We start from the raw sequence: 22,557 nt of genomic DNA on the forward strand, positions 1-22,557 counted from the left end.
CGTGAGAGCTAGTTGCCGCTGACGAGGGGACGAATGCCGCACAGGCGCATGGCCTGGCCGTAGGTGTCCGCCATCTGCTCCTCGAGTTCCTCCGGTGTGAACTTCTTGTTGGAGCTCTGGGCCTGAAGAGCCGGCAGGTTGAAGACCTTGATGGCCTTGTCCGCCAGGACGGTTCCGCCGATCGTGGTGGAGAAGGCCTTGATCAGCTTCTGGGCCTCGCCGCCATGGGCCATGATCGCCACCACACGCGGAACTCGCTTGAGGAACCGGTTGAACGGCTTGACGCCGGCCGCGATCCTATCCTTGGTGAGGTTGGTGGCGTAACCGTCCTGGGTCCAGGGATGAACCGTCCAGGGAATGGTGTGCTGGGGTGTGAGCCCGGCCGCAGCGAGAATCCGGATCAGGCGTTCTGACGTGTCGTCGTCGTTCTCGTGGGACAAGAAACCCGAAGCGGTACCGGGGCCGGGAGCGGGGGTGAGGGTCAAGATGCGGGCCTGGTCCACGTCATAGTGCGGATCCACATACGGGACGGTTCCCTTGCCGCTGGTCTGCAGGGAGTCACAGAGCTGGGTGAGGGGTGCGATGTTCTCGTCGTGCAGGGTGTTCTGGCATTCGGTGACGTAGTCGGGATCTGACATTCGGCGCATGGGTGCTATCCCTTATTCGTCGGGTGGTGCTCTGGCCAACGTCTGCTGGCCTGCTACCTCCAGTCTACGAGTCACTCATGTGGTCTTGACCCGGACCGAGGACCACTCTTCGGACAGTGGAATGTTCGCGGTCAGTTTGTGGCCGCGGGCCTCGACGTCTTTCCAGATGGTGTCCCGGTTGATGTCAGACCGGCCGCCTTTGGGATAACCGATCCACAGCACCCGAGCGCCGAGCGCCGGCTCCATCCAATCGTCCAGCACACCGTCGAGGGACTTCTGGTCCTGGGCGAACAGCACGACGGCGGTGGCCTCGGTGATCTCGTCGGTGAGGGAAATTCCTTCTGGCAGGGGGTCCAGCAAGGCGTGCAGGCCTTGGTGACCGCCCCCGAGATACAAGACGTCAGACGGTTTGAGGAACAGTTTCTGGGCGGTCGTCTTCTTCGGTGTGGCGGGCTCGGCGGGTTGCGCTGGGGTCGTGGCCATGGGGCCATTCTGCCCGGTCTCGCGTCATGCTGGGAGGGGGACCTTGCAGCGTCCGGCCGACGGCTAGTCTTCTGCTGTCATCACGCGGAGGGGACCCGCACGGAGGACACGACCATCATGGTTCGTTCAGGGAAGAGATTGTCGGTGGCCACCAAGGTCATCGCCGGAGTAGCGACGGTAGCCGTCGTCGGTGGTGTCGCCGGGATCGCGGTAGCACAGTGGGGTGGTTCGGACGACGGCCGCGACCGGGCCACGGTGGTCAGAGTGATCGATGGCGACACTCTCGACGCGGAGGTCGATGGTGAAGTACAGCGCATTCGGCTGTTGAACGTGGATACGCCCGAGACGAAGCATCCGGAGAAGCCGGTTCAGTGCCTGGGTCCGGAGGCCACCGAGTTCCTCCAGAATCTGTTGGCACCGGGTGAGCAGATCGAGCTCGTGTACGACGTTGAACGCACTGATCGCTATGACCGGACCCTCGCGGGTGTCTACAAGGACGAGTCGTTGGTGAACGCCGATCTGGCGGAGGCCGGACTGGGCGTTGCGGTCGTCTATGAGCCGAACGACCGCTTCTATCCGGAAGTGCTTGAGGCGCAGGAGCGGGCCGTCGACGCCGGCGCGGGGCTTCACGACCCTGATCTTGGCTGCACGTTGCCTGCGTTGGCAGAAGCCCTCCCACCGTTGGAAGACCTGCCGGCCGGCATTCCGACGGATGCTGCTGGGGTCACTGCGGCGCTGTCGGCCGCTGCTCCGGTGATCGCTGCCGGCGAGGCATTGGAGGCGGCGTTGGGGCTGGTTGAGTCGGGCGACCACGTCGTCCTGTCCCGCGCTTATGGCGCTGTTGCGACCAAGCTGAGGCCCCGGGTTGACTCGGCGTTGCCTGCGGCGGTGGCGTACCAGAAGGACTTGACTTCCCAGAAGACGGAGATCGCCGAGGCCGAGCGCCGGGCCGCCGCTCAACGGGCGGAGGAGAAGAAGGCCGCCGAAGAACAGGCCGCGGCCGAGAAGAAGGCCGCTGAAGAACGAGCCGCTGCTGAGAGGCGTGCAGCTGAGGAAGCCGAGGAAAAGGCCGCCGAGGAGGCGCGGCGGGAAGCAGCCCAGCAGGAGGCAGCCCGGCAGGCAGAGATAGAGCGCCAAGCCCAGCAGCGGGAGCAACGCCAACGCAATAATTCCGGCGGGAACACCGGCCGCTCGCAGCAGCAGACAACGCCTCGCCAACCGGCCCGCCAGCCGGCATCGGGAGGGTATGGAACGGACGCTGACTTCCCGGGGTACACCGGTCCGCGCTGTTATGCCCCGGGTGGCCAGTCCTGGAAGCCCTGCTGAGCAACCGGGGTCGGGCCCGGAGCGGAGTCACGCGTCCTTGGAGGACGTCCCCTCACTGAGGCTCAGGCGCAGGACGCGACCGTCGGCTTCCAGTTTGTCGCGGGCGTCCTTCTTCTTCTGGACCGCCTTGATGTCGCGCGGGGGCAGCTGGATCATTTCCTCGGCCTCGATCCCGGCCTGCAACTGCCGGGCCCGCTCCACTTCGGCATCGACCTCTGCGCCGAGCAGCAGGACGATGTTGAAGATCCAGAGCACGAAGAGCAGCGCCATCACGGTGCCGATGGCCCCGTAGGAGCTGTAGCCGGCGAACTGCCGCAAGTAGATGGACAGGGCCACTCCCGCGATGGCGATGCCCACGATGGCCACGATGGACCCGACACCGATCCACGTGAACTTGGGCTCTTTCACATTCGGGGTGAAGTAATACAGCATCGCAATCATGGTGATCACCAGGGCCAGAATGAACGGCCACTTGACCCAGGCCCAGATCGGCAGGAAGGTCTGCGTCAGGAAGTTCAGGGTGCCGCCGAGACCCAAAGGATCGGCCAGCGGTCCCAGCGTCCCGGTGACCAGGGTTTCGTTCAGCGCCAGCGAGACGAGAATGAGCACCACGCCGAGCAGCATGCACAGGGTGGTGAGGAGCATGATCATGGTCTGCCGGACGAACCCGCGGCCCTCCTCAACCTCATAGACGGTGTTCAGACACCGGGAGAAGGCTTTGACGTACTTGGAGGAAGACCACAGTGCGATGGCGATACTGACGATCAGGGCGATCACCCCTCCGCTCGCCGAGCCCATCATCGTCTCGACGAGATTGATCACCAGTGGCTGGTAGTCGGCGGGGACGTATTGCTGCACAAGGTCGTCCACCAGCGTCGTTACGGTGTCGGCGTTGTTCGCCAAGACCAGCGTGATGATCGAGAAGATGGCCAGCAGCGCCGGAGCCAGGGACAACACCGTGTAGTACGTCAGCATGGCGGCCAGATCGGTGGCTCCGTCACTGCCGAACTCTTTCAGTGCCCTCTTGAAGGCGTACTTCCAGCTCTTGCCTGTCAGCTTGGGCGGATCATCCGGCTTCTCACCGTGATCCGGCGCCGGAGCGTCGGCCGCTTCGAGCGTGGCGTCGATGGGATCCTTGATGGGCACGGGGTGTCCTTTCGTCTCCTGGTCTCACACGTCATCTTGACCCCTTGGGGGCCGAGCGCAAAAGGTTCCAGCGCGAGAGCGTCGCCGGGAGTCAGCCTCGGATAGGGTTCGAAGTCATGATCAAGTACCTGGGATCCAAGCGCGTGCTGGTGCCCGTGCTGGGTGCCATGGCCACCGCGATCGGCGCCCGGTCCGCCGTCGACCTGTTCTCCGGCACCACGCGTGTGGCCCAGGAATTCAAGCGACGGGGTCTGTGGACCACGGCCTCGGACCGGGCCACCTACACCGGGGTGCTGGCTGAGTGCTACATCGCCACCGAGGCCCGGCAGATCGACCGTGCCCGACTTACCGAGATCTTGAGGGACCTGCAGTCCACGACGCCGGTGCGCGGCTACGTGACGCGCACGTTCTGCGAGCAAGCCCGGTATTTTCAACCCAAGAACGGGATGCGGATCGACGCCATCCGCCAGCGGATCGAGGACGAATACGTCGGCACCGCGTGGTACCCGATTCTGCTGACCTCGTTGTTGGAGGCCGCCGACCGGGTGGACTCGACCACGGGGATCCAGATGGCGTACCTGAAGTCCTGGGCGCCACGGTCCCGGCGGGATCTGAGCCTGCGTACGCCGGACCTGCTGGACGGACCCGGCGCGGTGGTGGTGGGGGATGTCATGCAGACCGTGGACACCCTGCCGGAGGCGGATCTCTACTACGTGGACCCGCCGTACAACCAACACCGGTACTTCGCGAACTATCACGTCTGGGAAACCCTCGTCCGGTGGGACGAGCCGGAGCACTACGGAGTGGCCTGCAAGCGCGTGGACGTCCGCGAGGACGATCATCGAAGCGTCTTCAACTCCAAACGCACCATGCCCGCTGCGCTCGCCGACGTGCTCGCCCGCATCCGCTCCGAGGTGGTGATCGTCTCCTACAGCGACGAGGCCTGGATCACACCGGAGCAGATGGAGGGATCTCTGCGCGAGGCCGGACACGAGTCGGTCGCTGTCCTCGGATTCGACTCCAAGCGATACGTCGGCGCGTCGATCGGCATTCACTCGCCGACCGGCGAGAAGGTGGGACGCATCTCCCATCTTCGCAATACCGAGCACCTCTTCATCGCGGGTCCGGCGGCCAAGGTCGAGGCGGCCAGCGCCGCCGTAGCCACCGCTTCGCCGCCCGCATCCCCGTCCGCGGCTTCCTCGCGAACTCTTTCTCGTCCCCTACCGGCACCACGACAGGAGAGATGACCGTGACCGTCTCCAACTACCCCACCCCCGAGCCCCACGTCTATGAGTTCGAACTCGGTCTGCGTTGGTCGGATCAGGACCTTCTGGGCCACCTGAACAACGCCAAGATCGTCACGCTGGCCGAGGAAGCGCGAGTACGGTTCCTCGCACACCTCACTGCCCAGCAGCATTCATCGGAAGGGGAGGCCCGGAGGGTGGTGGCTCGGCAAGTGATCGACTATCACGCTCAGGCCATGTACGCCCCCGCGATCACGATGCGAGTGGGGGTGTCCCGCAGCGGGACGAAGTCCTACACCCTGCGACATCAGGGCATCCAAGACGGGCAGGCGGTCTTCACCGTCGATGCCGTCCTGGTCACCTTGGGTGAGGACGGGCGCTCCCGAGCACTGACGGAGAACGAACGCGCCGAGTTGGCGGCATGGATGTGGCCGGAGGACTAGGCCTCCGGCCACATCTCAGCTTCGCCGTCAGTCGCCGCTCGGCGGTTCAGTAGCGGGGAAGGGTTCTTCCTCCAGCTCGGGGGCGAAGTCCTCGTCCTCGTGGTGAGCGGGGGTCTCCACCGGGTCGTCGGCGACCTCCGCACCGATCTGCACGTCTTCGTCCGAGAACTGGGGCTGTGGTTCGTCGAGGAGGACTTCTTCGGGCACTTCTGGGTCCACATGTTCCATGGTGACTCCTTCATCCGACGTCCGGGGATCCCAGTGTGGCAACCGCCGTCCGATCGGGCAAGCACACGGTGCTGCCCGGGATCAGGAGGGCGCGAAGGTCGGTTCCCGACTGGCCGGTGAGGTGGTCGGTGAGCCGGCCGTCGAGTGTGCTGGGGAACTGGCCGAGAGGAAGCGGCGGTACGCCGGCAGGGTGAGGAAGTCGGGGTATTCCTCGGCCAGCGCGGAGCTGGCGAAGACCTCGAGCGCGTCGTCGAATCGATCTCCCTCAGCGCGCTCGATGGCGGCGAACTCCTCCTCCATCAACTCCTGAACCCATTCCCGCGTCACGGTGCGCTGCGTGCCATCCTCGAGCGCCGCCGTCGAGCCGGCATTGATCCATTGCCAGATCTGGGACCGTGAGATCTCCGCGGTGGCCGCATCCTCCATGAGGTTGTGGATAGCCGCGGCACCGTGACCGCGCAACCACGACTCCACGTAGCGAAGGCCCACTTCGATGTTCATCCGAACACCCCGCTCGGTGATCGACCCGGGGGTCTGGGACACCGCCAACAGGGCGGCGGCGTCGGGAACCACATCCTCGCGCCGGTTGGCACGGATCTGGTTCTGCCGATCGTTCAGCACCTCGTCGAAGACCTCCATCGCCACTGGCACCAGGTCGGGGTGGGCGACCCACGAGCCGTCGAAACCGTCTGCGGCTTCGCGGGTCTTGTCCGCCCGCACCTTCTCCAGTGCCGCCGCATTGGCCTCGGGGTCCCGTCGGTTCGGAATGAACGCCGCCATCCCGCCGATCGCGGAGGCCCCGCGACGGTGGCACGCCCGGACCAGCTGATCGGTGTAGGCGCGCATCATCGGAGCTGTCATGGTGACCTCGGCCCGGTCCGGCAACACGAACTCCTCACCGCGGTCGCGGAAGTTCTTGATGATGGAGAAGATGTAGTCCCAGCGTCCGGCGTTGAGCCCGGCCGCGTGATTGCGCAGCTGGTACAGGATCTCCTCCATCTCGAAGGCCGCCGTGATGGTCTCGATCAGAACGGTGGCGCGCACGGTGCCCTGCGGGATGCCGAGGGCGTCCTGAGCCACCACGAACACGCAGTTCCACAGCCGGGCCTCGAGGTGATTCTCGAGCTTCGGAAGGTAGAAGTAGGGTCCACGGCCGCGGCGCAGCAGTTCCTTGGCATTGTGGAAGAAGTACAGCCCGAAATCCACCAGTGCCCCGGCCATGGGCTCACCGTCGACCACGAGGTGGTCTTCGTCCAGGTGCCAGCCGCGAGGGCGGACGATGATGGTCGGGCGGTCCACGAGCTGCACACCGCCCAGGGTGTACTCCTTGCCTTCCGGGGTGGTGAAGTCGATCCGTCGACGGATGGCGTCCCGCAGGTTCACCTGGCCGTTGAGCACGTTCTCCCACGACGGCGAGGAGGAGTCCTCGAAATCGGCGAGCCAGCACTTGGCCCCAGAATTCATGGCGTTGACGGTCATCTTCCGGTCGACGGGACCGGTGATCTCGACGCGCCGGTCCTTCAGTCCCGGAGCCAAGGGCGCCACTCGCCACGAATCATCTTCACGGATGGTGCGGGTCTCCGGCAGAAAGTCCGGCGTCCAGCCCTCGGAGATCCGCTGACGAGTCTCTTCACGCCGATCCAGCAACTCGAGCCGACGGCCATTGAAGCGCCGGTGCAGCGTGGCCAGAAAATCCAGTGCGTCGGGGGTGAGGATCTTCTCCTGGCGCGGCAGATGTGGTCCCGTGATGGTCACGCCGTTGAGGGAGATCGGTTGGTCGGTGGCATACATGGGGTCTCCTCGTCGTCGTTCAGCAGTGCGGTTGCCGGTCGATCAGAACTGACCGGCCTCAGTGGAACCCGTCAGCGCCAAGGTCGAGGCGTCGGGGTTGAGAGCGGTCGAGATGGCGTCGAAGTAGCCGGTGCCGACCTCGCGCTGGTGCTTGGTGGCCGTGTAGCCGGCGGATTCGGCGGCGAACTCGCGCTCCTGCAACTCCACGTACGCGGACATCTGGCGCTCGTGATACCCCTTGGCCAGATCGAACATGGAGTGGTTCAGCGCATGGAAACCGGCCAGGGTGATGAACTGGAAGGTGTAACCCATCGCGCCGAGCTCGCGCTGGAACTTCGCGATGGTGGCGTCGTCCAGGTTCTTTCTCCAGTTGAAGGACGGTGAGCAGTTGTAGGCGAGCACCTGGTCCGGGAACTCGGCCTTGACCGCCTCGGCGAACTGTCGGGCCAGGTCCAGGTCCGGGGTGCCGGTCTCCATCCAGATCAGGTCGGAGTACGGAGCGTAGGCCTTGGCCCGGGCGATGCACGGCTCAATGCCGTTGCGGACCTTGTAGAAGCCCTCGGCGGTGCGCTCGCCGGTGAGGAACTCCGTGTCCCGCTCGTCCACGTCGGAGGTGATCAGGGTGGCGGCTTCGGCATCGGTACGGGCGATGATGACCGAGGGAACACCGGCGACGTCGGCCGCCAGGCGCGCCGCGTTCAGGGTGCGGATGTGCTGACCGGTGGGGACGAGGACCTTACCGCCCAAGTGACCGCACTTCTTCTCGGAGGCCAGCTGGTCCTCCCAGTGCACTCCCGAAGCGCCCGCGGCGATCATGGACTTCATCAGCTCGTAGGCGTTGAGAGGGCCGCCGAAGCCGGCTTCGGCGTCGGCGACGATCGGGACCAGCCAGTCCTCCACGGTCTGGATGCCCTCCGCGAACTCGATCTGGTCGGCTCGCAGCAGAGCGTTGTTGATGCGGCGAACCACCTGGGGAACCGAGTTGGCCGGGTAGAGGGACTGATCGGGGTAGGTGTGACCGGAGAGGTTGGCGTCAGCGGCAACCTGCCAGCCGGAGAGGTAGATGGCGCGCAGTCCGGCCTTGACCTGCTGCACGGCCTGGTTGCCGGTCAGGGCGCCGAGGGAGTTGGTGTACGAGCCCTCAGCATGTTCGGAAGTCAGCTGGTTCCAAAGCTTCTCAGATCCGCGGCGAGCCAGGGTGTGCTCTTCCTGCACGCGGCCGCGAAGCTGCACGACGTCCTCGGCCGAGTAGGCACGCTCAGTGGTGGCCCACCGGGGATGGTGGTCCCAGTCGTGCTGGATCTGCTCGGCTGACGCCGGGGTGCGCGGGGTGTCCTGCTCGGTCATGGCGGTCTCCTTCGGGGTGTGCCGGCCACGTGCGGGCCGTGGTCCACGTGATGTCGTTCTGTTTCTCGAAGCCGGCTGCTTCGATGAATTCCAGTCTTGACGGGAAGGTGCCGCACTGACCCAGGGAAACGATGAAAAAATCTCCGAAGTCTGACATGTGTCAAACAGTGCGTAGTTTGCAACCAGATTGGGCACGTGCTGCGATTCCGATGCGAAAACTGTGAAGAAGTGCGAGTTCTCCGTTGAGGCGGCTCACCGCCGTCGCGTGGACGGTGTCCGCGGAGGCAACGGTGGCGGCACTCGCGCGCTTAGTGAATACCGGGTGGCACTAGTAAGTTGGAGCGCAGATCGTAGACCCTTCACGTTCGTCCACTGCCAAGGAGAGTTCTCCATGAAGATTGCCGTTCTGGCGAAGCAGGTCCCGGACACCTGGTCGGACCGGAAGATCGACCTGGAGACCGGGATGCTGGATCGGGACGCATCAGAACCGGTGCCGGACGAGATCAACGAGCGTGCCTTGGAGACCGCCCTGCAGTACAAGGACGGCCACCCGGACACTGAGATCGTGGTGATCTCCCTGGGATTGGAAGGCACCACGAAGACGTTGCGGAAGCTGTTGTCCATGGGCGCGGACTCTGCCGTGCTGATCACGGACCCGGCCATGGCCGGTTCGGACATGGTGCAGACCGCCCGGGTGCTGGCCGCTGGTGTGCGTCAGGCCGGCGGGGAGTTGGTGGTGGCCGGCAATGAGGCCACCGATGGCCGCGGCGGCATGGTCCCGGCCATGGTGGCGGAGATCCTCGGCTGGCCGATCTTGCCCGGACTGGACGAGGTCGCCATCGCTGACGGTTCCGTTTCCGGAACGGCAGAGGTCGACGGCGGCACGGTGAAACTGAGTGCCCCGCTGCCGGCAGCGGTGTCCGTGACGGAGAAAGCGGCGGAAGCGCGCTTCCCGAACTTCAAGGGCATCATGGCGGCCAAGAAGAAGCCGATGGAGACGTGGTCGCTGGCGGACTTGGGAATCGACGCGGGGCCGGAGGCGGCAGCCGTGCGTTCCGTGATGGTCTCGGCCACCGCGCGGCCTCCGAAGGAGGCTGGACCCAAGATCACCGATGACGGCACCGCAGCGGCTCAGCTGGCCGAGTACCTCACCTCTCATCGGCTGGTTTGACACTCTCGTCAGGCCCTTGACCGATCTTCAGACGCCCCTGCTGACGTGAAGGAAGACCCCATCATGGCAACCACCCCAGCCTCCGGAAAAGCCGGGAACGTCCTCGTGCTGATCGAGACGACGAGCGACGGGACGCCGAAGTCGACCGCCGCGGGACTGCTCGGAGCCGCTGCCATCATCGGCACGCCCGTGGCCGTGGCCGTCACGAGCCCCGGCCGGGCCGGTGCCCTGGCCGATGATCTGGCGGCCCTCGGCGCCACGCATGTCTACCTGGCCGAGGCCGAGAACGCCGGCACGGAGTTGGGAACGGCGCAGGTCGGAGCCTTGGCGGATGCGGTCAACACCTATGCTCCGTCCACGGTGCTCGTGGCGAACACCAACGATTCCAGGACCGTGGCCGGCCGGCTGGCGGTGGTGGCCGACGGCGCGGTGGCCGCGGACGCCGTCGGGCTCCTCTACGACGATGAGGGGCAAGAGGTGATTGTCAGGCATGCCGTCTTCGGTGGCGACTACACCACCGAGTCTGCGGTGGAGGGTGGTCTGATGATCGTGACCGTCCGACCCGGTGCCATCGATGACCGCGCCGAGCCCGTGAGCGATCCAGAGGTTGTCACGGCCGGGGTCACCACTCCCGCAGCCCCCGGTGCCCGGATCGACGAGGCCACTGATGTGCCCGCGGAAGCGGGACGCCCCGTGCTGCGGGGTGCCAAGGCCGTGGTGGCCGGCGGTCGTGGCCTGGGGTCCAAGGAGAACTTCTCCCTGGTGGAGGAGCTCGCCGATGCCCTCGGTGCGGCGGTCGGCGCATCCCGGGCCGCCGTCGACGCCGGCTACGTCCCGCATTCCTCGCAGGTCGGCCAGACGGGTATCTCGGTCGCTCCGGACCTCTACGTGGCCCTGGGCATCTCCGGAGCCATTCAGCACCGATCCGGGATGCAGACCTCCAAGGCCATCGTGGCCATCAACAAGGATGAGGATTCGCCGATCTTTGAGATCGCGGACTTCGGCATCGTCGGGGACGTCTTCACCGTGGTCCCACAGCTGATCGAGGAGCTCAGGGCCCGGCGCAGCTGACGGCGGTGACCGTTGTTTCCATGCACCCCCTGACGAAGGACGCCACAGCCCATGATGAGCGAGCAGAGCCCGGACGGCCCCCCGCGTCGGCGCCGCATGGGCGGATCCCCGTCGCCGGCATCCCCTCCACCGGCGTCTCAGGCTCCGGAATCCCAGCCGCCGGCCGAAGAACCCGCCGTCAAGAAGAAGCGAATGGGAGCGCCCGCGTCACCGCGAACCGAGCGCACCACGGAGACCCGCTCGCCTGACTCATCCACCGAGTCTGCGCCCTCAGCACCGGCCGGCAGGACGCGGATGTCCGGACAGCCGGGCCGGACGCGGATGGGTTCCGCGCCGACTCCACCCCCTACGCGGCCCCGGCAGAGAATGGCGGCCCCGGCCGCTCAGCCGGAGACGCCGACTGTCGCGGACCGGCACCAAACAGACCGGCACCACGCTGAGCAGCATCAGCCCGGCCAACAGGAGCCCGGCCCACAGGAGCCGAGCCCACGGCACAAGGTTCGGTGGAGGAAGCCGCTCGCCGTCATCGTGGGCCTGGTCGTCGCCGCCCTGGTCGTGGTGTTGGCGGCGAGGGGGCTCCGGACCCTGGAGGGTGTGCACGAGTTCATCGCCACGTATGACGGCCATTCTTCCCAGCCGGACGCGGCTCCGGCGGGCATCCCGGCGTGGTTGGGGTGGCAGCACTTCCTGAACACGTTCCTTCTGGTGCTGATCGTGCGTACAGGATGGCAGGTTCGCACGGAACGCAAGCCTCCGGGCCAGTGGACGGCTCGGCCGAACTCGTTCTTCTCGCCGAAGGGGAACAGCCCGAAAAAGGTGTCCCTGACGCAGTGGCTGCATCAAGGCCTGGACGTTCTCTGGGTCGTCAACGGGCTGATCTTCATCGTGCTGTTGTTCGCCACGGGGCAGTGGATGCGGATCGTGCCCACGGACTGGGACGTCTTCCCGCACATGGTCTCCACCGGCCTGCAGTACGCCTCCCTGGACTGGCCGACCGAGAACGGCTGGGTGCATTACAACGCGCTGCAGCTGGTGACCTACTTCCTGACCGTCTTTGTCGCCGCCCCGCTGGCGATCCTCTCCGGAATCCGCATCTCCACTTGGTGGCCGGAGCGAGCCCCCAGGCTCAACCGGTGGTATCCGGTCGAGTGGGCGCGAGCCGTGCACTTCCCGGTCATGATCTACTTCGTGGGCTTCACCGTCGTGCACGTCTTCCTGGTGTTCTTCACGGGAGCCCTGCGCAATCTCAACCACATGTACACCTCGCGAGACGTCGTGGACGGGTGGGGGCTGGTGATCTTCCTGGTCTCCCTGGTGGTCATCGCGGCCGCCTGGTTCCTGACCAAACCACTGTTTACCGCCCCGGTCGCCGCTCGCATGGGAACGGTGACCAGATAACCGGGAACCCGAAAGGACCGTATGAGCACCGAGACATCACCACCGGCGGACACCGCGACCTCCGAGACCGAACCGGAGGTCATCGTCCGGCGGGCGGGGCGGCTGGGACATCTGATCCTGAATCGGCCGAAGGCGTTGAACTCCCTCACCTGGAACATGGTCGTCACCGTCCGCGACACTCTGGAGGCCTGGCGCGACGACGACAGCGTCACCACCGTCCTCGTCTCAGGAGCGGGGGAGAAGGGACTGTGCGCCGGCGGTGACGTGGTCGAGGTCTACCGCTACGCTCTCGACGGCCGGCCGGAAGCCGCGGACAGCTTCTTCGGTGACGAATACACGATGAACGCGCTCATCGCCGACTACCCCAAGCCCTACGTGGCGTTCATGGACGGCATGGTCCTGGGCGGCGGCGTCGGGATCTCGGCCCACGGGTCTCATCGCATCGTCACCGAGCGGACGCGCCTGGGCATGCCGGAGACCGGCATCGGCTTCTTTCCCGACGTCGGCGGGGCCTGGCTGCTGTCCCGGGCGCCGGCCGGCTTCGGGATCCACCTCGCGCTGACCTCTGCGCACATCACCGGGGCGGACGCCGTCGCCCTGGGATTCGCGGACACGTGGATCCGGTCGGATCAGTTGCCGGATCTGGCCCGCGCATTGGAGACGACGGACGCGGATGCGGCCATCGACGCCGTCGCGTCCACGCCGGACCCGGCGCCTCTGCTGAAGCACGGTCGCTGGATCGAGAGCTGCTACGCCGAGCCGAGCGCCGAGTCGATCGTCGCCGCGTTGCAGTCCGATGGAGACGCGGCCGCCGCGGAGGCGGCCGCCCAGATCCGGGGAAAGTCACCGACGTCGGTCAAGATCGCGTTGGAGCACGTCCGGCGATCCTCTCAGCTGGTGTCCGTTCAGGAGGTGCTCGAGGTGGACGCCCGGCTGGCCTATCACCTGGTACGCGGCCACGACATGATCGAGGGGATCCGGGCTCAGCTGGTGGACAAGGACCGCAATCCGCAATGGGAGCCGCCCACGCTCGAGGAGGTCCGATCGGAAGACGTGGCCACCGTGTTCACTCCGAAGGAGCACTCATGACCGAACAGACCGAGTACGAGACCATCCTGACTGAGACGGACGGCCGCGTGGCCACCATCACCCTGAACAGGCCGGAGGCGCTCAACGCGCTCAACGCACGCCTCACCGAGGAACTGCTCGACGCGGCCACCGGCTTCGACTCCGATCCGGGCATCGGTGCCATCGTCCTGACCGGCTCCGAGAAGGCGTTCGCCGCCGGAGCGGACATCACGGAGATGGCTGCTCTGAGCTTCACCGAGGCGTACACCTCCGACCTGTTCGGCGCCTGGAGCCGCCTGTCAGAGGTGCGGACGCCGATGATCGCCGCGGTGGCCGGACACGCCCTGGGTGGCGGCTGCGAACTGGCCATGATCGCGGACATCATCATCGCTGCGGACAACGCCAGCTTCGGTCAGCCGGAGATCAAGCTCGGCATCATTCCGGGCATGGGCGGCTCCCAGCGGCTGATCCGCGCCATCGGCAAATCCAAGGCCATGGAGATGGTGCTGACGGGACGGACCATGAAAGCCGAGGAGGCCGAACGGGCTGGACTCGTGTCCCGGGTGGTGCCGGTGGCGGAGCTGCTGAGTGTGGCGACCGATCTGGCCGCGACCATCGCCGGGACGTCCAAGCCCATCAGCATGTTGGCGAAAGAGGCGGTGAATACCGCGCAGGAGTCCACTCTTCAGGAGGGGCTATTGCTGGAGCGTCGCCTGAATCATGCCTGCTTCGCGACGGAGGACCAGAGCGAGGGGATGGCCGCTTTTCTGGAGAAGCGTGCGCCTCGTTTCACCCACCACTGAGCAGGCCCGCGGAGAATAGACCATGCGGCCGCCGGAGCGCGGTAGAAACGCCAGCCGAATTGATTTCTATCTCACAAAATGAGAGAATAAATTGGTCAATTTCCTGGAGGTCGCCGTGATGGCCGGCTCCGGGATGGCGGTTCGGCGTCAGCAACAGGAAGGTCCATTCCACCCATGCGTCTGGTTCCCGGTCAGTTTGTAGTTCACCCCCACCACGGCCCCGCGATCGTCCTTGATCGCCAGGTTCGCCAGCTCAAGGGAGAGGACGTGGCCTACGTGGAACTGGAGGTTCAGGACAAGGGGCTACGGATCTCCGTTCCCGAGTCGATGGTCAAGGACATCGGCGTCCGGGACGTGAGCAGCCACACCCAGGTGCGCAAGCTGATGTCCCTGCTGGCCAAGCCGAGTGAGCACGTGGACGAGCAGTGGTCGCGCCGGCTCAAGGCCTTCCAGGAGAAGCTGGCCACCGGCGACCTGCCCCGGGCGGCTGAGGTCGTTCGTGATCTGCATCGGCGGCAGGCTGAGAAGGAACTCTCCATGGCTGAACGGACGCTGTACCGCGATGCCGTAGAAGTCCTGGCCGCCGAAGTGGCGATCGTGCTGGGCGTCTCTGTGGTCGAGGCCGAAGAGGTCATGGTCCAGGCGATGGAGGGCACGCCGCTGAAAGATCTCGGCCTGGATCGGGGCAAGGACGGCAAGCGAGACAAGCAGGCCGCCTGACACTGACCCGCGCGCTCATATCACGGGTAGGGACGTTCCGCAAAAGTAACAGAACGGTAACTATCTGTGAGGCTGCTCCAGGTGGCCTGAGCCGGCGTCGGGCATCCGCGCCAGCCATGGGCTGTAGCGGCGAAGTGCAGGGAACTCGGCCGCCGTGCTCAAGGGGCGCTGGACCGTGAATATCGCCGAGCCCGGCTTGAAATCAAAACTCATCCCGTTAGGTTTGACGGGATGGCAGATGATGCAGACACAGCACTGATCACACAACCGGCAACACCCGTACTCCGGCCTCCGCAGACAGCGGACGGAGCTGCCCTGTGGCAGATGACCAAGGACTCACAGGTTCTCGACCTGAACTCCTCTTACTACTATTTGCTGTGGTGCCGCGACTTCGCCGACACCACCGTGATTGCGGAGTTGGAGGGCCAGCCGGTGGGGTTCGTCACCGGGTACCTGCGGCCGGATGCTCCTGGAACCCTGATGGTGTGGCAGGTGGCGGTGACTGAGGCCGCGCGAGGCCACGGTCTGGCCTCCCGCATGCTGGACGAACTCATCTCCCGAACCTCCGCAGAGGCCCTCGAGACCACCATCACGGACGACAATGCGGCGTCGCAGCGTCTGTTCGCCAGTCTGGCCGAGCGATTCGGGGCCGACCACGAAATCACCCCGCTGATCACTGCCGAGATGTACCCCGACGGGCACGACACCGAATTCCTCCACCGCATCTCTCCGCTCGCGGAGTAGAGATCGGCCGAGAGATATCGGACCACGGCGGGAGAGCCGCACGCCTGCCGGCCGCGAGAGCGGCATCGACGTCAACGTCATCACCCACTCGCCACGATTCCTCACGACCACCCATGTCACGGACCTACCAAGACATGCCAAGAAAGGGATGAACCATGGATACCACCATCTTCTCCACGATCGAATCTGAGGTTCGCAGCTACAGCCGCGGATGGCCCGCCGTCTTCACTCAGGCCAAGGGCTCGACCCAGACCGCCGAGGACGGCACCGAGTACCTGGACTTCTTCTCCGGTGCCGGCGCACTGAACTATGGCCACAACCACCCGACCATGAAGGCCGCCCTCGCGGACTACATCGCCAGCGACGGCCCCGTGCACTCGCTGGACATGATGACCCCGGCCAAGCGTGATTTCCTGCAGACCTTCCAGGACGTCGTCCTGCAGCCGCGCGGGCTCGACTACAAAGTCATGTTCCCCGGTCCGACGGGCACGAACACCGTCGAGGCGGCCCTCAAGCTGGCCCGCAAGGTGACCGGCCGCCAGCACATCCTGTCCTTCACCAATGCCTTCCACGGCATGACCCTCGGCTCGCTGTCCGTCACCGGCAACTCGATGAAGCGCAAGGGTGCGGGCATTCCGCTCACCAACAGCTCCAAGATCCCGTACGACGACTACTTCAACGGCGAGACCGAAGACTTCATGTGGCTGGAGCGCGTCCTGGAGGATTCTGGCTCGGGCGTGGACAAGCCCGCCGCGATCATCGTCGAAACCGTTCAGGGTGAGGGCGGCCTGCGTGCGGCGCGGCTCGAGTGGCTCAAGGAGCTCTCCCAGCTGTGTGCCAAGCATGAGATCCTGCTGATCGTCGACGACGTCCAGGCCGGCTGCGGACGCACTGGCACCTTCTTCAGCTTCGAAGAGGCCGGTTTCACCCCGGACATCGTGTGCATCTCCAAGTCGATCTCCGGTTACGGCCTGCCGATGGCCCTGACCCTGTTCCGCCCGGAGCTGGATGTCTGGACCCCGGGTGAGCACAACGGCACGTTCCGCGGCAACAACCCGGCCTTCGTCACCGCCACGGCCGCCCTGAAGGAATTCTGGAGCGACGACTCCTTCCAGAAGGGGCAACTGGCCGAAGCGATCTCGATCGTGCAGGACGGCCTCGAGCAGATCAGCTCCGCCGTGGAGGGTTCCTCCGTGCGGGGTCGAGGCCTGCTGACCGGTCTGCACTTCGAGGACATCGAGGTGGCCGAAAAGGTGGCCGCTGAAGCGTTCCAGAACGGCATGCTGGTGGAGACGTCCGGCCCGGACGACGAGGTGCTCAAGCTGATGCCCGCGCTGACCACTCCGAAGGACGAACTGGAGCGCGGTTTGGGCATCATCGCCACCGCCGTCGCCACGGTCACCGGTACTGACGTCGAGTACCGGCCCGGCGACCGAGAACTCGTGGGATCCTAACCACCCACGTCGACTGAAAGGAATCAACCATGCTGGTCACCCATCTGAATGACCTGGACGACACCGAGCGCGACATCAAATCCGAGACCTGGCGATCGCGCCGGATGGTGCTGGCCGGAGAAGGCGTCGGCTTCTCCTTCCACGACACCGTGATCTACGCGGGCACCACCTCCACGTTCCACTACGCGAACCACATCGAGGCCGTGTACTGCGTGCAGGGTGAGGGAACCTTGACGAACGAGGTCACCGGTGAGGTGCACGAGATCAAGGACGGCACCATGTACCTGCTGGACGGTCATGAGAAGCACACCGTCCGCGCCACCACCGAGCTGCGGATGGCCTGCGTCTTCAACCCGCCGGTGACGGGTCGCGAGACTCACGACGAGAACGGCATCTACCAGCTCGTGCTCCAAGAGGGCTCGGATCGCAAGGTGCCGAAGAAGGCCAATGTCGAGACTCAGGCCATGGCCTGATCGACCCTTCTGACTGTTCCTCGGCAGCACATGTCGGGGTGTTAAGCCTCGTGGCCCGGGACCCCACCGCCGTATGCGGTGGGGTCCCGGGCCACGGTGGTGCTCAGCGCTGGGGCATAGTAGGGTCCAGACCGCGGCGAGGAAAACCGCCAAAAGCACTAAAGAAAAGAGAACCGCAGGATAGGAGGAGACCGATGACTGCAACGGCAGTGCAGAACAGAATCGACACCTACCCCACCCGGAACAATGGTGAGGTCAAGGTCATGCCCCGCGAGGACGCGGTGGTGTGGGGGACCGCGAATGACGGTCCCATGGACCAGGCGACCCTGGACGGCTACGACGCGAAGGGCTATCTGACGATCGACCGGTTGGTCAGCGACGAGGAAGTCGCCGAATTCCACCGGGAGCTGGAGCGCCTCTCGAAGGATCCGGATGTCCGCGCCGATGAGCGCTGCGTCATCGAGGCAAGCAGCCAGGAGGTCCGGTCGGTGTTCGACGTGCACCGGATCAGCCCGGTGTTCAAGAGGATCGCCAATGATCCCCGGGTGGTCGATCGGGCCCGTCAGTTGCTGGGCTCCGACGTCTACATCCACCAGTCCCGCGTGAACTTCAAGCCCGGCTTCGAGGGTAAGGAGTTCATGTGGCACTCCGATTTCGAGACTTGGCACGCGGAGGACGGCATGCCGCGGATGCGGGCCGTCAGCATCTCCATCTCGATGACGGACAACTACTCCTACAACGGGCCCCTGATGATCATGCCCGGCTCGCACCGGGAGTACATCTCCTGTGACGGGGCCACGCCCGAGGACAACTACAAGAAGTCTCTGGTCATGCAGGGCGCCGGCACGCCGAGCAAGGAGATCCTCAGCGACTTCTACGACCGGTACGGCATCGACGTGCTCGAAGGCCAGGCCGGCGGCGCGGTGATGTTCGACAGCAACTGCATGCACGCCTCGAACGGCAACGTCACGCCGTACCCGCGGTCGAACGTGTTCATCGTGTTCAACTCCGTGGAGAACACCATCGAGGAGCCCTTCTCCGCGCCGAAGCCCCGCCCGGAGTTCGCCGGTTCGACCGATTTCACCCCGGCCGGCCAGCGCTGACCGTCCCGGCTGAGGTCTAGCGCCGCACCTGACCCGAAGACAGCTTCCCGAAGCACCTTCCCGACGGCGGCGCTCATCGGCCCGGGTGCCCACCACGTGATGTGGTGGGCACCCGGGCCGAAGTCAGTTAACAGCGTGACGGTCCTGTTGACGACCGTCCCGGATCAGCGGGTCTGGTCCGGCTGGACGGTGGCCGCCTCCCGGACGAGAGTGGCGTCCTCCGGGTGCTCGGCCAGGTACTGCTGGTGAACCTCGTCCACGTGCAGGTCGGAGCCTTCGACGGACTTGGGCACCATCGACACCGCGATGAAGGAGACGATGGCCAGAGCGGCGATGTACACGCCGATGGTCCAGCCGGCGCCGGTTTCGTTCAGCAGCAGCTGGGCGATCATCGGGGCGAAGGCGCCGCCGATGATGGAGCCGAAGGCATAGCCGATCGAGACGCCGGAGTAGCGCACATTGGCCGGGAACATCTCGGCGTAGAGCGCCGACTGCGGACCGTAGGACGGGCCGAGGCCCATGGTGAGGATCACGATGGCCAGGGCGAACAAGGGCAGTGAGGCCGTGTCCATCAGGAACCACATGGGGATGGCCCAGAGGATGATGATCCCGTAGCCGATCTGGAACGTGCGGATCTTGCCGATCTTGTCCCCGAGGAAGCCGCCGAACATGGTGAACACCAACCAGCCGATGCCGCCCACGAACGTGGCCACCAGCGTCGCTTCGCGAGGCATGCCCAGGACTTCGGCGCCGTAGGAAGCGAAGAAGGCGATGACCAGATAGCCGGCGGCATTGTTCGCGGCGAAGATCAGGGCCGCCAGAATGACGCTCTTCTTGTGGGTCTTCAGGAGAACGCCCAGGGGTGCGGCAGACTCCTTCTTGCGCAGCTGCATCTCCTTGAACACCGGGGACTCGTCCACCACGCGGCGGATGAGGTAGCCGACGACGATCAGCACCACCGAGGACAGGAACGGGATGCGCCAACCCCAGGACAAGAAGGCCTCTTCACTCATCGAGCTGGTGAGGATCCACATGAAGCTGGTGGCCAACAGCATGCCGATCGGAACACCGATCTGCGGGTAGGAGCCGAAGGCGCTGCGCTTGTTCCGCGGGGCGTGCTCGACGGACATCAGGGCCGCGCCGCCCCATTCGCCTCCGGCGGAGAAGCCCTGGACCACGCGCAGGAAGACGAGAATGATCGGGGCCCACACGCCGATCGTGGCATAGGTGGGCAGCAGTCCGATGAGGGCGGTGGCGCCGCCCATGCCCACCAGGGTCATCACCAGCACCAACTTGCGGCCGTACTTGTCACCCAAGTGGCCGGCGACGACGGCGCCGAGGGGCCGGAAGAGGAAGCTGATGCCGAGGGAGGCCCACGAGACGACCTGGGCCAGACCCGGGTTCTCGTTGGAGAGTGGTCCGAAGAACAGCGGCGCCAGGACGAAGGCGGCCGCCTGAGCGTAGATGAAGAAGTCGTACCACTCGATGGTGGTACCCACGAGAGTTCCGGCCAGGACCTTGCGTTCCTCGGCCGTGCGTCCCCGGGGGGATGCCAGGGTGGCGTCTCGATCTGCCATGGTGTACTCCAGTTGATTGAGTGCGGGACGGACTGAGCGATCCTTGGTGACCGACCGTTCAGTCACCGAGAAGACTATAAGCCATGGCTGTGATCGGCACCACATGCGGGAGGTCGCCCGGGTTGCGTGGTCTCGGCGTGTGATTCGGCGTCCGGTGTCGCCGTGTGCCTCCGTGCTCGCCCACCCTGTTCTGCGGTTGACCCTGCGCCGACCGGGTGTGACCCTGTAAAGTGAACGATTGGTCGGTAATTCTGGCGTCGATGAAACGGAGTCCCCGTGAGCGAAGCATTCCTGGTCGGAGGTGCCCGCACCCCCGTGGGCCGGTACGGGGGTGCGCTGTCCTCGGTCCGCCCTGACGACTTGGCGGCACTGAGTGTCCGCGCGGCCGTCGAGCGTGCGGGGATCGATCCTGCCGAGGTGAACGAAGTCATCTACGGCAACGCCAACGGCGCCGGCGAGGAGAACCGCAACGTGGCCCGGATGGCCTGGCTGCTCAACGGCTATCCGGAGCATGTCTCCGGCATCACCGTCAATCGTCTGTGCGCCTCCGGCATGAGCGCCATCGAGATGGCCAGCTACATGATCCAGGCCGGTGCGGCGGACGTCGTGGTGGCCGGTGGGGTCGAATCCATGTCTCGGGCACCGTGGGTCATGGAGAAGCCGACGAAGCCCTTCGCCAAGCCCGGAGAGGTCGAGGACACCTCGATCGGCTGGCGGTTCACCAACCCCGCGTTCCTCTCCGGCGAATACTCCCGCGGCGGCAAGATGACCTATTCCATGCCGGAGACCGCGGAGGAGGTCGCCCGGGTCTACAACGTCTCGCGCGAGGACTGTGACGCCTTCGCCGCGCGCTCGCACGATCGGGCCCTCGCGGCGATCGATGCCGGCCGGTTCGCTTCGGAAATCGTCCCGGTGACCGTCACCGGTCGCAAGGGGGCAGAGACGGTCGTGGACACCGATGAAGGTCCGCGCCCGGGTACCACCACCGAGGTTCTCTCGGGGTTGCGACCCGTCGTCGACGGTGGATCGGTGGTGACGGCCGGCAACGCCTCGTCCCTCAACGACGGCGCCTCGGCGATCGTCGTCGCCTCCGCAGCTGCTGTGGAACGGCTCGGATTGTCACCACGGGCACGGGTGCTCGCCGGCGCCTCCGCGGGGCTGGCGCCGGAGATCATGGGGATGGGGCCCGTGCCCTCGACCCGTGCCGTGCTCGAGCGCACCGGTGTCGAGGTCGGCGACCTCGCCGCCGTCGAGCTCAACGAGGCCTTTGCCTCGCAGTCCCTGGCCAGCATGCGCGAGCTGGGCCTGGACGCCGGCATCGTCAACAACGACGGCGGCGCGATCGCCCTCGGCCACCCGCTCGGATCGTCCGGGTCCAGGATCGTGATCACCCTATTGGGTCGCCTTGAGCGGGAGGCCGGCTCAGGCGCCCGCGGTCTGGCGACGATGTGCGTCGGTGTGGGCCAGGGTGCGGCGCTGCTGGTGGAGGCCGTCTGATGGGCGAACTGTCGGACGAGAGAGTCACCACCCTGCTCCTGGACGAGCAGGCGGACCGGTTGGTGGTCCGGCTGCACCGTCCCGACGTGCGCAACGCCATCGATCAGACGATGGTCGATGAGCTGCATGCTGTCTGCGATCACCTCGAGCACCACCCGAAGGTGCTCATCCTCACCGGCACTCCCTCGGATCGGGAGACTGGAACGAAGGGCATCTTCGCCTCGGGAGCCGATATCGCCCAGCTCCGGGAGCGCCGCCGCGACGACGCCCTGGCCGGGATCAACTCCACGCTGTTCGAGCGCATCGCCAAGCTACCGATGCCCGTCATCGCCGCGCTGGACGGCTACGCGCTGGGAGGCGGGGCCGAACTGGCCTACGCCGCGGACTTCCGGATCGGCACCGAGGCGCTGCGCATGGGCAATCCGGAAGGCAATCTCGGGATCATGGCGGCGGCCGGGGCCTCCTGGCGCTTGAAGGAGCTGGTGGGCGAACCTCTCGCCAAGGAGATCCTGCTCGCCGGGAAGGTGCTGACCGGTGCCGAATGCCTCGCGGCCGGTCTCGTCACGCAGCTCGTGGAGGCAGAACGGCTAATGGAGGCCGCCCACGGACTGGCTGACCGCATCGCCGCGCAGGACCCCCTGGCCGTGCGCATCACCAAGTCGGTGTTCCACTCGCCGCGGGAGGCACACCCGCTCATCGACACCCTGGCGCAGGGGATGCTCTTCGAGTCCCCGGCCAAGTTCGAGCGTATGCAGGCGTTTCTCGACAAGCGCGAGAAGCGCGACCAGCCCGACAAGACCAACCAGACCGAAAAGTAGGCGTT

The 22,557-nt window shown here is 65.7% G+C and carries 22 protein-coding genes; 15 read left to right on the forward strand and 7 right to left on the reverse strand.

Annotation, left to right across the window (positions count from 1 at the left end; genetic code table 11):
• Window positions 1-8 precede the first annotated feature (8 nt).
• Both ACFQQD_RS05450 and ACFQQD_RS05455 read right to left on the reverse strand, forming a co-directional pair.
• Window positions 9-647: a hypothetical protein gene (locus ACFQQD_RS05450; RefSeq protein WP_378087028.1), complete on the reverse strand. Its 639-nt coding sequence runs from the start codon at window positions 645-647 to the stop codon at window positions 9-11.
• Between the two features lie 75 nt (window positions 648-722).
• Window positions 723-1,130 (reverse strand): DUF3052 domain-containing protein, encoded by a 408-nt coding sequence (locus ACFQQD_RS05455; RefSeq protein WP_378087030.1) that lies wholly within the window; start codon window positions 1,128-1,130, stop codon window positions 723-725.
• A 117-nt stretch (window positions 1,131-1,247) separates the two neighbouring features.
• Here ACFQQD_RS05455 and ACFQQD_RS05460 point away from each other — a divergent pair, with 117 nt between their 5' ends.
• Entirely contained in the window at window positions 1,248-2,456 is a 1,209-nt protein-coding gene (locus tag ACFQQD_RS05460) for a thermonuclease family protein (protein ID WP_378087032.1), read from the forward strand.
• 27 nt (window positions 2,457-2,483) lie between these two features.
• On the opposite strand, the gene ACFQQD_RS05465 is transcribed toward ACFQQD_RS05460, so the two are convergent.
• A complete protein-coding gene (locus tag ACFQQD_RS05465) occupies window positions 2,484-3,602 on the reverse strand; it encodes a YihY/virulence factor BrkB family protein (protein ID WP_378087034.1) in 1,119 nt (372 codons plus the stop codon).
• A 116-nt stretch (window positions 3,603-3,718) separates the two neighbouring features.
• Here ACFQQD_RS05465 and ACFQQD_RS05470 point away from each other — a divergent pair, with 116 nt between their 5' ends.
• Window positions 3,719-4,849: a DNA adenine methylase gene (locus ACFQQD_RS05470; RefSeq protein WP_378087036.1), complete on the forward strand. Its 1,131-nt coding sequence runs from the start codon at window positions 3,719-3,721 to the stop codon at window positions 4,847-4,849.
• Window positions 4,846-5,289, forward strand: a complete 444-nt coding sequence (locus ACFQQD_RS05475; protein ID WP_378087038.1) for an acyl-CoA thioesterase — start codon at window positions 4,846-4,848, stop codon at window positions 5,287-5,289. Before ACFQQD_RS05470 ends, ACFQQD_RS05475 begins: the two co-directional genes overlap by 4 nt.
• Window positions 5,290-5,316: 27 nt before the next feature.
• On the opposite strand, the gene ACFQQD_RS05480 is transcribed toward ACFQQD_RS05475, so the two are convergent.
• The 3 genes from ACFQQD_RS05480 to aceA form a co-directional block, all read right to left on the reverse strand.
• Window positions 5,317-5,517 (reverse strand): hypothetical protein, encoded by a 201-nt coding sequence (locus ACFQQD_RS05480; protein WP_378087040.1) that lies wholly within the window; start codon window positions 5,515-5,517, stop codon window positions 5,317-5,319.
• A gap of 81 nt (window positions 5,518-5,598) precedes the next feature.
• Window positions 5,599-7,308: a malate synthase A gene (gene aceB / locus ACFQQD_RS05485; protein ID WP_378087042.1), complete on the reverse strand. Its 1,710-nt coding sequence runs from the start codon at window positions 7,306-7,308 to the stop codon at window positions 5,599-5,601.
• A 42-nt stretch (window positions 7,309-7,350) separates the two neighbouring features.
• On the reverse strand, window positions 7,351-8,655 hold the full coding sequence (gene aceA, locus ACFQQD_RS05490) for an isocitrate lyase (protein ID WP_378087044.1): 1,305 nt from the start codon (window positions 8,653-8,655) through the stop codon (window positions 7,351-7,353).
• Between the two features lie 391 nt (window positions 8,656-9,046).
• On the opposite strand from aceA, the gene ACFQQD_RS05495 reads away from it, so the two are divergent.
• The 10 genes from ACFQQD_RS05495 (at window position 9,047) to thpD (ending at window position 18,660) form a co-directional block, all read left to right on the forward strand.
• Window positions 9,047-9,826 carry an electron transfer flavoprotein subunit beta/FixA family protein gene (locus tag ACFQQD_RS05495; protein WP_378087046.1) on the forward strand — a complete coding sequence of 260 codons (780 nt, stop codon included), beginning with the start codon at window positions 9,047-9,049 and terminating at the stop codon, window positions 9,824-9,826.
• Between the two features lie 63 nt (window positions 9,827-9,889).
• Window positions 9,890-10,897, forward strand: a complete 1,008-nt coding sequence (locus tag ACFQQD_RS05500) for an electron transfer flavoprotein subunit alpha/FixB family protein (protein ID WP_378087048.1) — start codon at window positions 9,890-9,892, stop codon at window positions 10,895-10,897.
• 525 nt (window positions 10,898-11,422) lie between these two features.
• The gene (locus tag ACFQQD_RS05505) at window positions 11,423-12,295 is read left to right on the forward strand and encodes a cytochrome b/b6 domain-containing protein (RefSeq protein ID WP_378087532.1); all 873 of its coding nucleotides are present in this window, start codon (window positions 11,423-11,425) and stop codon (window positions 12,293-12,295) included.
• Between the two features lie 21 nt (window positions 12,296-12,316).
• Window positions 12,317-13,384 (forward strand): enoyl-CoA hydratase/isomerase family protein, encoded by a 1,068-nt coding sequence (locus ACFQQD_RS05510; protein ID WP_378087050.1) that lies wholly within the window; start codon window positions 12,317-12,319, stop codon window positions 13,382-13,384.
• Complete coding sequence (locus ACFQQD_RS05515) at window positions 13,381-14,166, forward strand: enoyl-CoA hydratase (RefSeq protein WP_378087052.1); 786 nt, start codon at window positions 13,381-13,383, stop codon at window positions 14,164-14,166. The genes ACFQQD_RS05510 and ACFQQD_RS05515 overlap by 4 nt, the downstream gene beginning before the upstream one ends.
• Before the next feature lie 174 nt (window positions 14,167-14,340).
• Window positions 14,341-14,886: a CarD family transcriptional regulator gene (locus ACFQQD_RS05520; RefSeq protein ID WP_378087054.1), complete on the forward strand. Its 546-nt coding sequence runs from the start codon at window positions 14,341-14,343 to the stop codon at window positions 14,884-14,886.
• Between the two features lie 324 nt (window positions 14,887-15,210).
• Window positions 15,211-15,630 carry a diaminobutyrate acetyltransferase gene (gene ectA / locus ACFQQD_RS05525; protein WP_378087056.1) on the forward strand — a complete coding sequence of 140 codons (420 nt, stop codon included), beginning with the start codon at window positions 15,211-15,213 and terminating at the stop codon, window positions 15,628-15,630.
• 155 nt (window positions 15,631-15,785) lie between these two features.
• Complete coding sequence (ectB, locus tag ACFQQD_RS05530; RefSeq protein WP_378087058.1) at window positions 15,786-17,084, forward strand: diaminobutyrate--2-oxoglutarate transaminase; 1,299 nt, start codon at window positions 15,786-15,788, stop codon at window positions 17,082-17,084.
• A gap of 29 nt (window positions 17,085-17,113) precedes the next feature.
• Window positions 17,114-17,557 carry an ectoine synthase gene (locus tag ACFQQD_RS05535; RefSeq protein ID WP_378087060.1) on the forward strand — a complete coding sequence of 148 codons (444 nt, stop codon included), beginning with the start codon at window positions 17,114-17,116 and terminating at the stop codon, window positions 17,555-17,557.
• Window positions 17,558-17,751: 194 nt separating this feature from the next.
• Complete coding sequence (thpD, locus tag ACFQQD_RS05540) at window positions 17,752-18,660, forward strand: ectoine hydroxylase (RefSeq protein WP_378087062.1); 909 nt, start codon at window positions 17,752-17,754, stop codon at window positions 18,658-18,660.
• A 164-nt stretch (window positions 18,661-18,824) separates the two neighbouring features.
• Here thpD and ACFQQD_RS05545 read toward each other — a convergent pair whose 3' ends face one another.
• Entirely contained in the window at window positions 18,825-20,237 is a 1,413-nt protein-coding gene (locus ACFQQD_RS05545; RefSeq protein ID WP_378087534.1) for an MFS transporter, read from the reverse strand.
• Between the two features lie 276 nt (window positions 20,238-20,513).
• Between ACFQQD_RS05545 and ACFQQD_RS05550 the strand changes: the two genes are divergently transcribed.
• Both ACFQQD_RS05550 and ACFQQD_RS05555 read left to right on the forward strand, forming a co-directional pair.
• Window positions 20,514-21,734 (forward strand): acetyl-CoA C-acyltransferase, encoded by a 1,221-nt coding sequence (locus ACFQQD_RS05550; protein ID WP_378087064.1) that lies wholly within the window; start codon window positions 20,514-20,516, stop codon window positions 21,732-21,734.
• Window positions 21,734-22,552, forward strand: coding sequence for an enoyl-CoA hydratase/isomerase family protein (locus ACFQQD_RS05555; RefSeq protein WP_378087066.1), 819 nt, complete (start codon window positions 21,734-21,736; stop codon window positions 22,550-22,552). The genes ACFQQD_RS05550 and ACFQQD_RS05555 overlap by 1 nt, the downstream gene beginning before the upstream one ends.
• The last annotated feature ends 5 nt before the right edge of the window (window positions 22,553-22,557 follow it).

This window comes from Citricoccus sp. GCM10030269, from assembly GCF_042665635.1.
In the GTDB taxonomy this organism is placed as follows: Bacteria; Actinomycetota; Actinomycetes; order Actinomycetales; family Micrococcaceae; genus Citricoccus.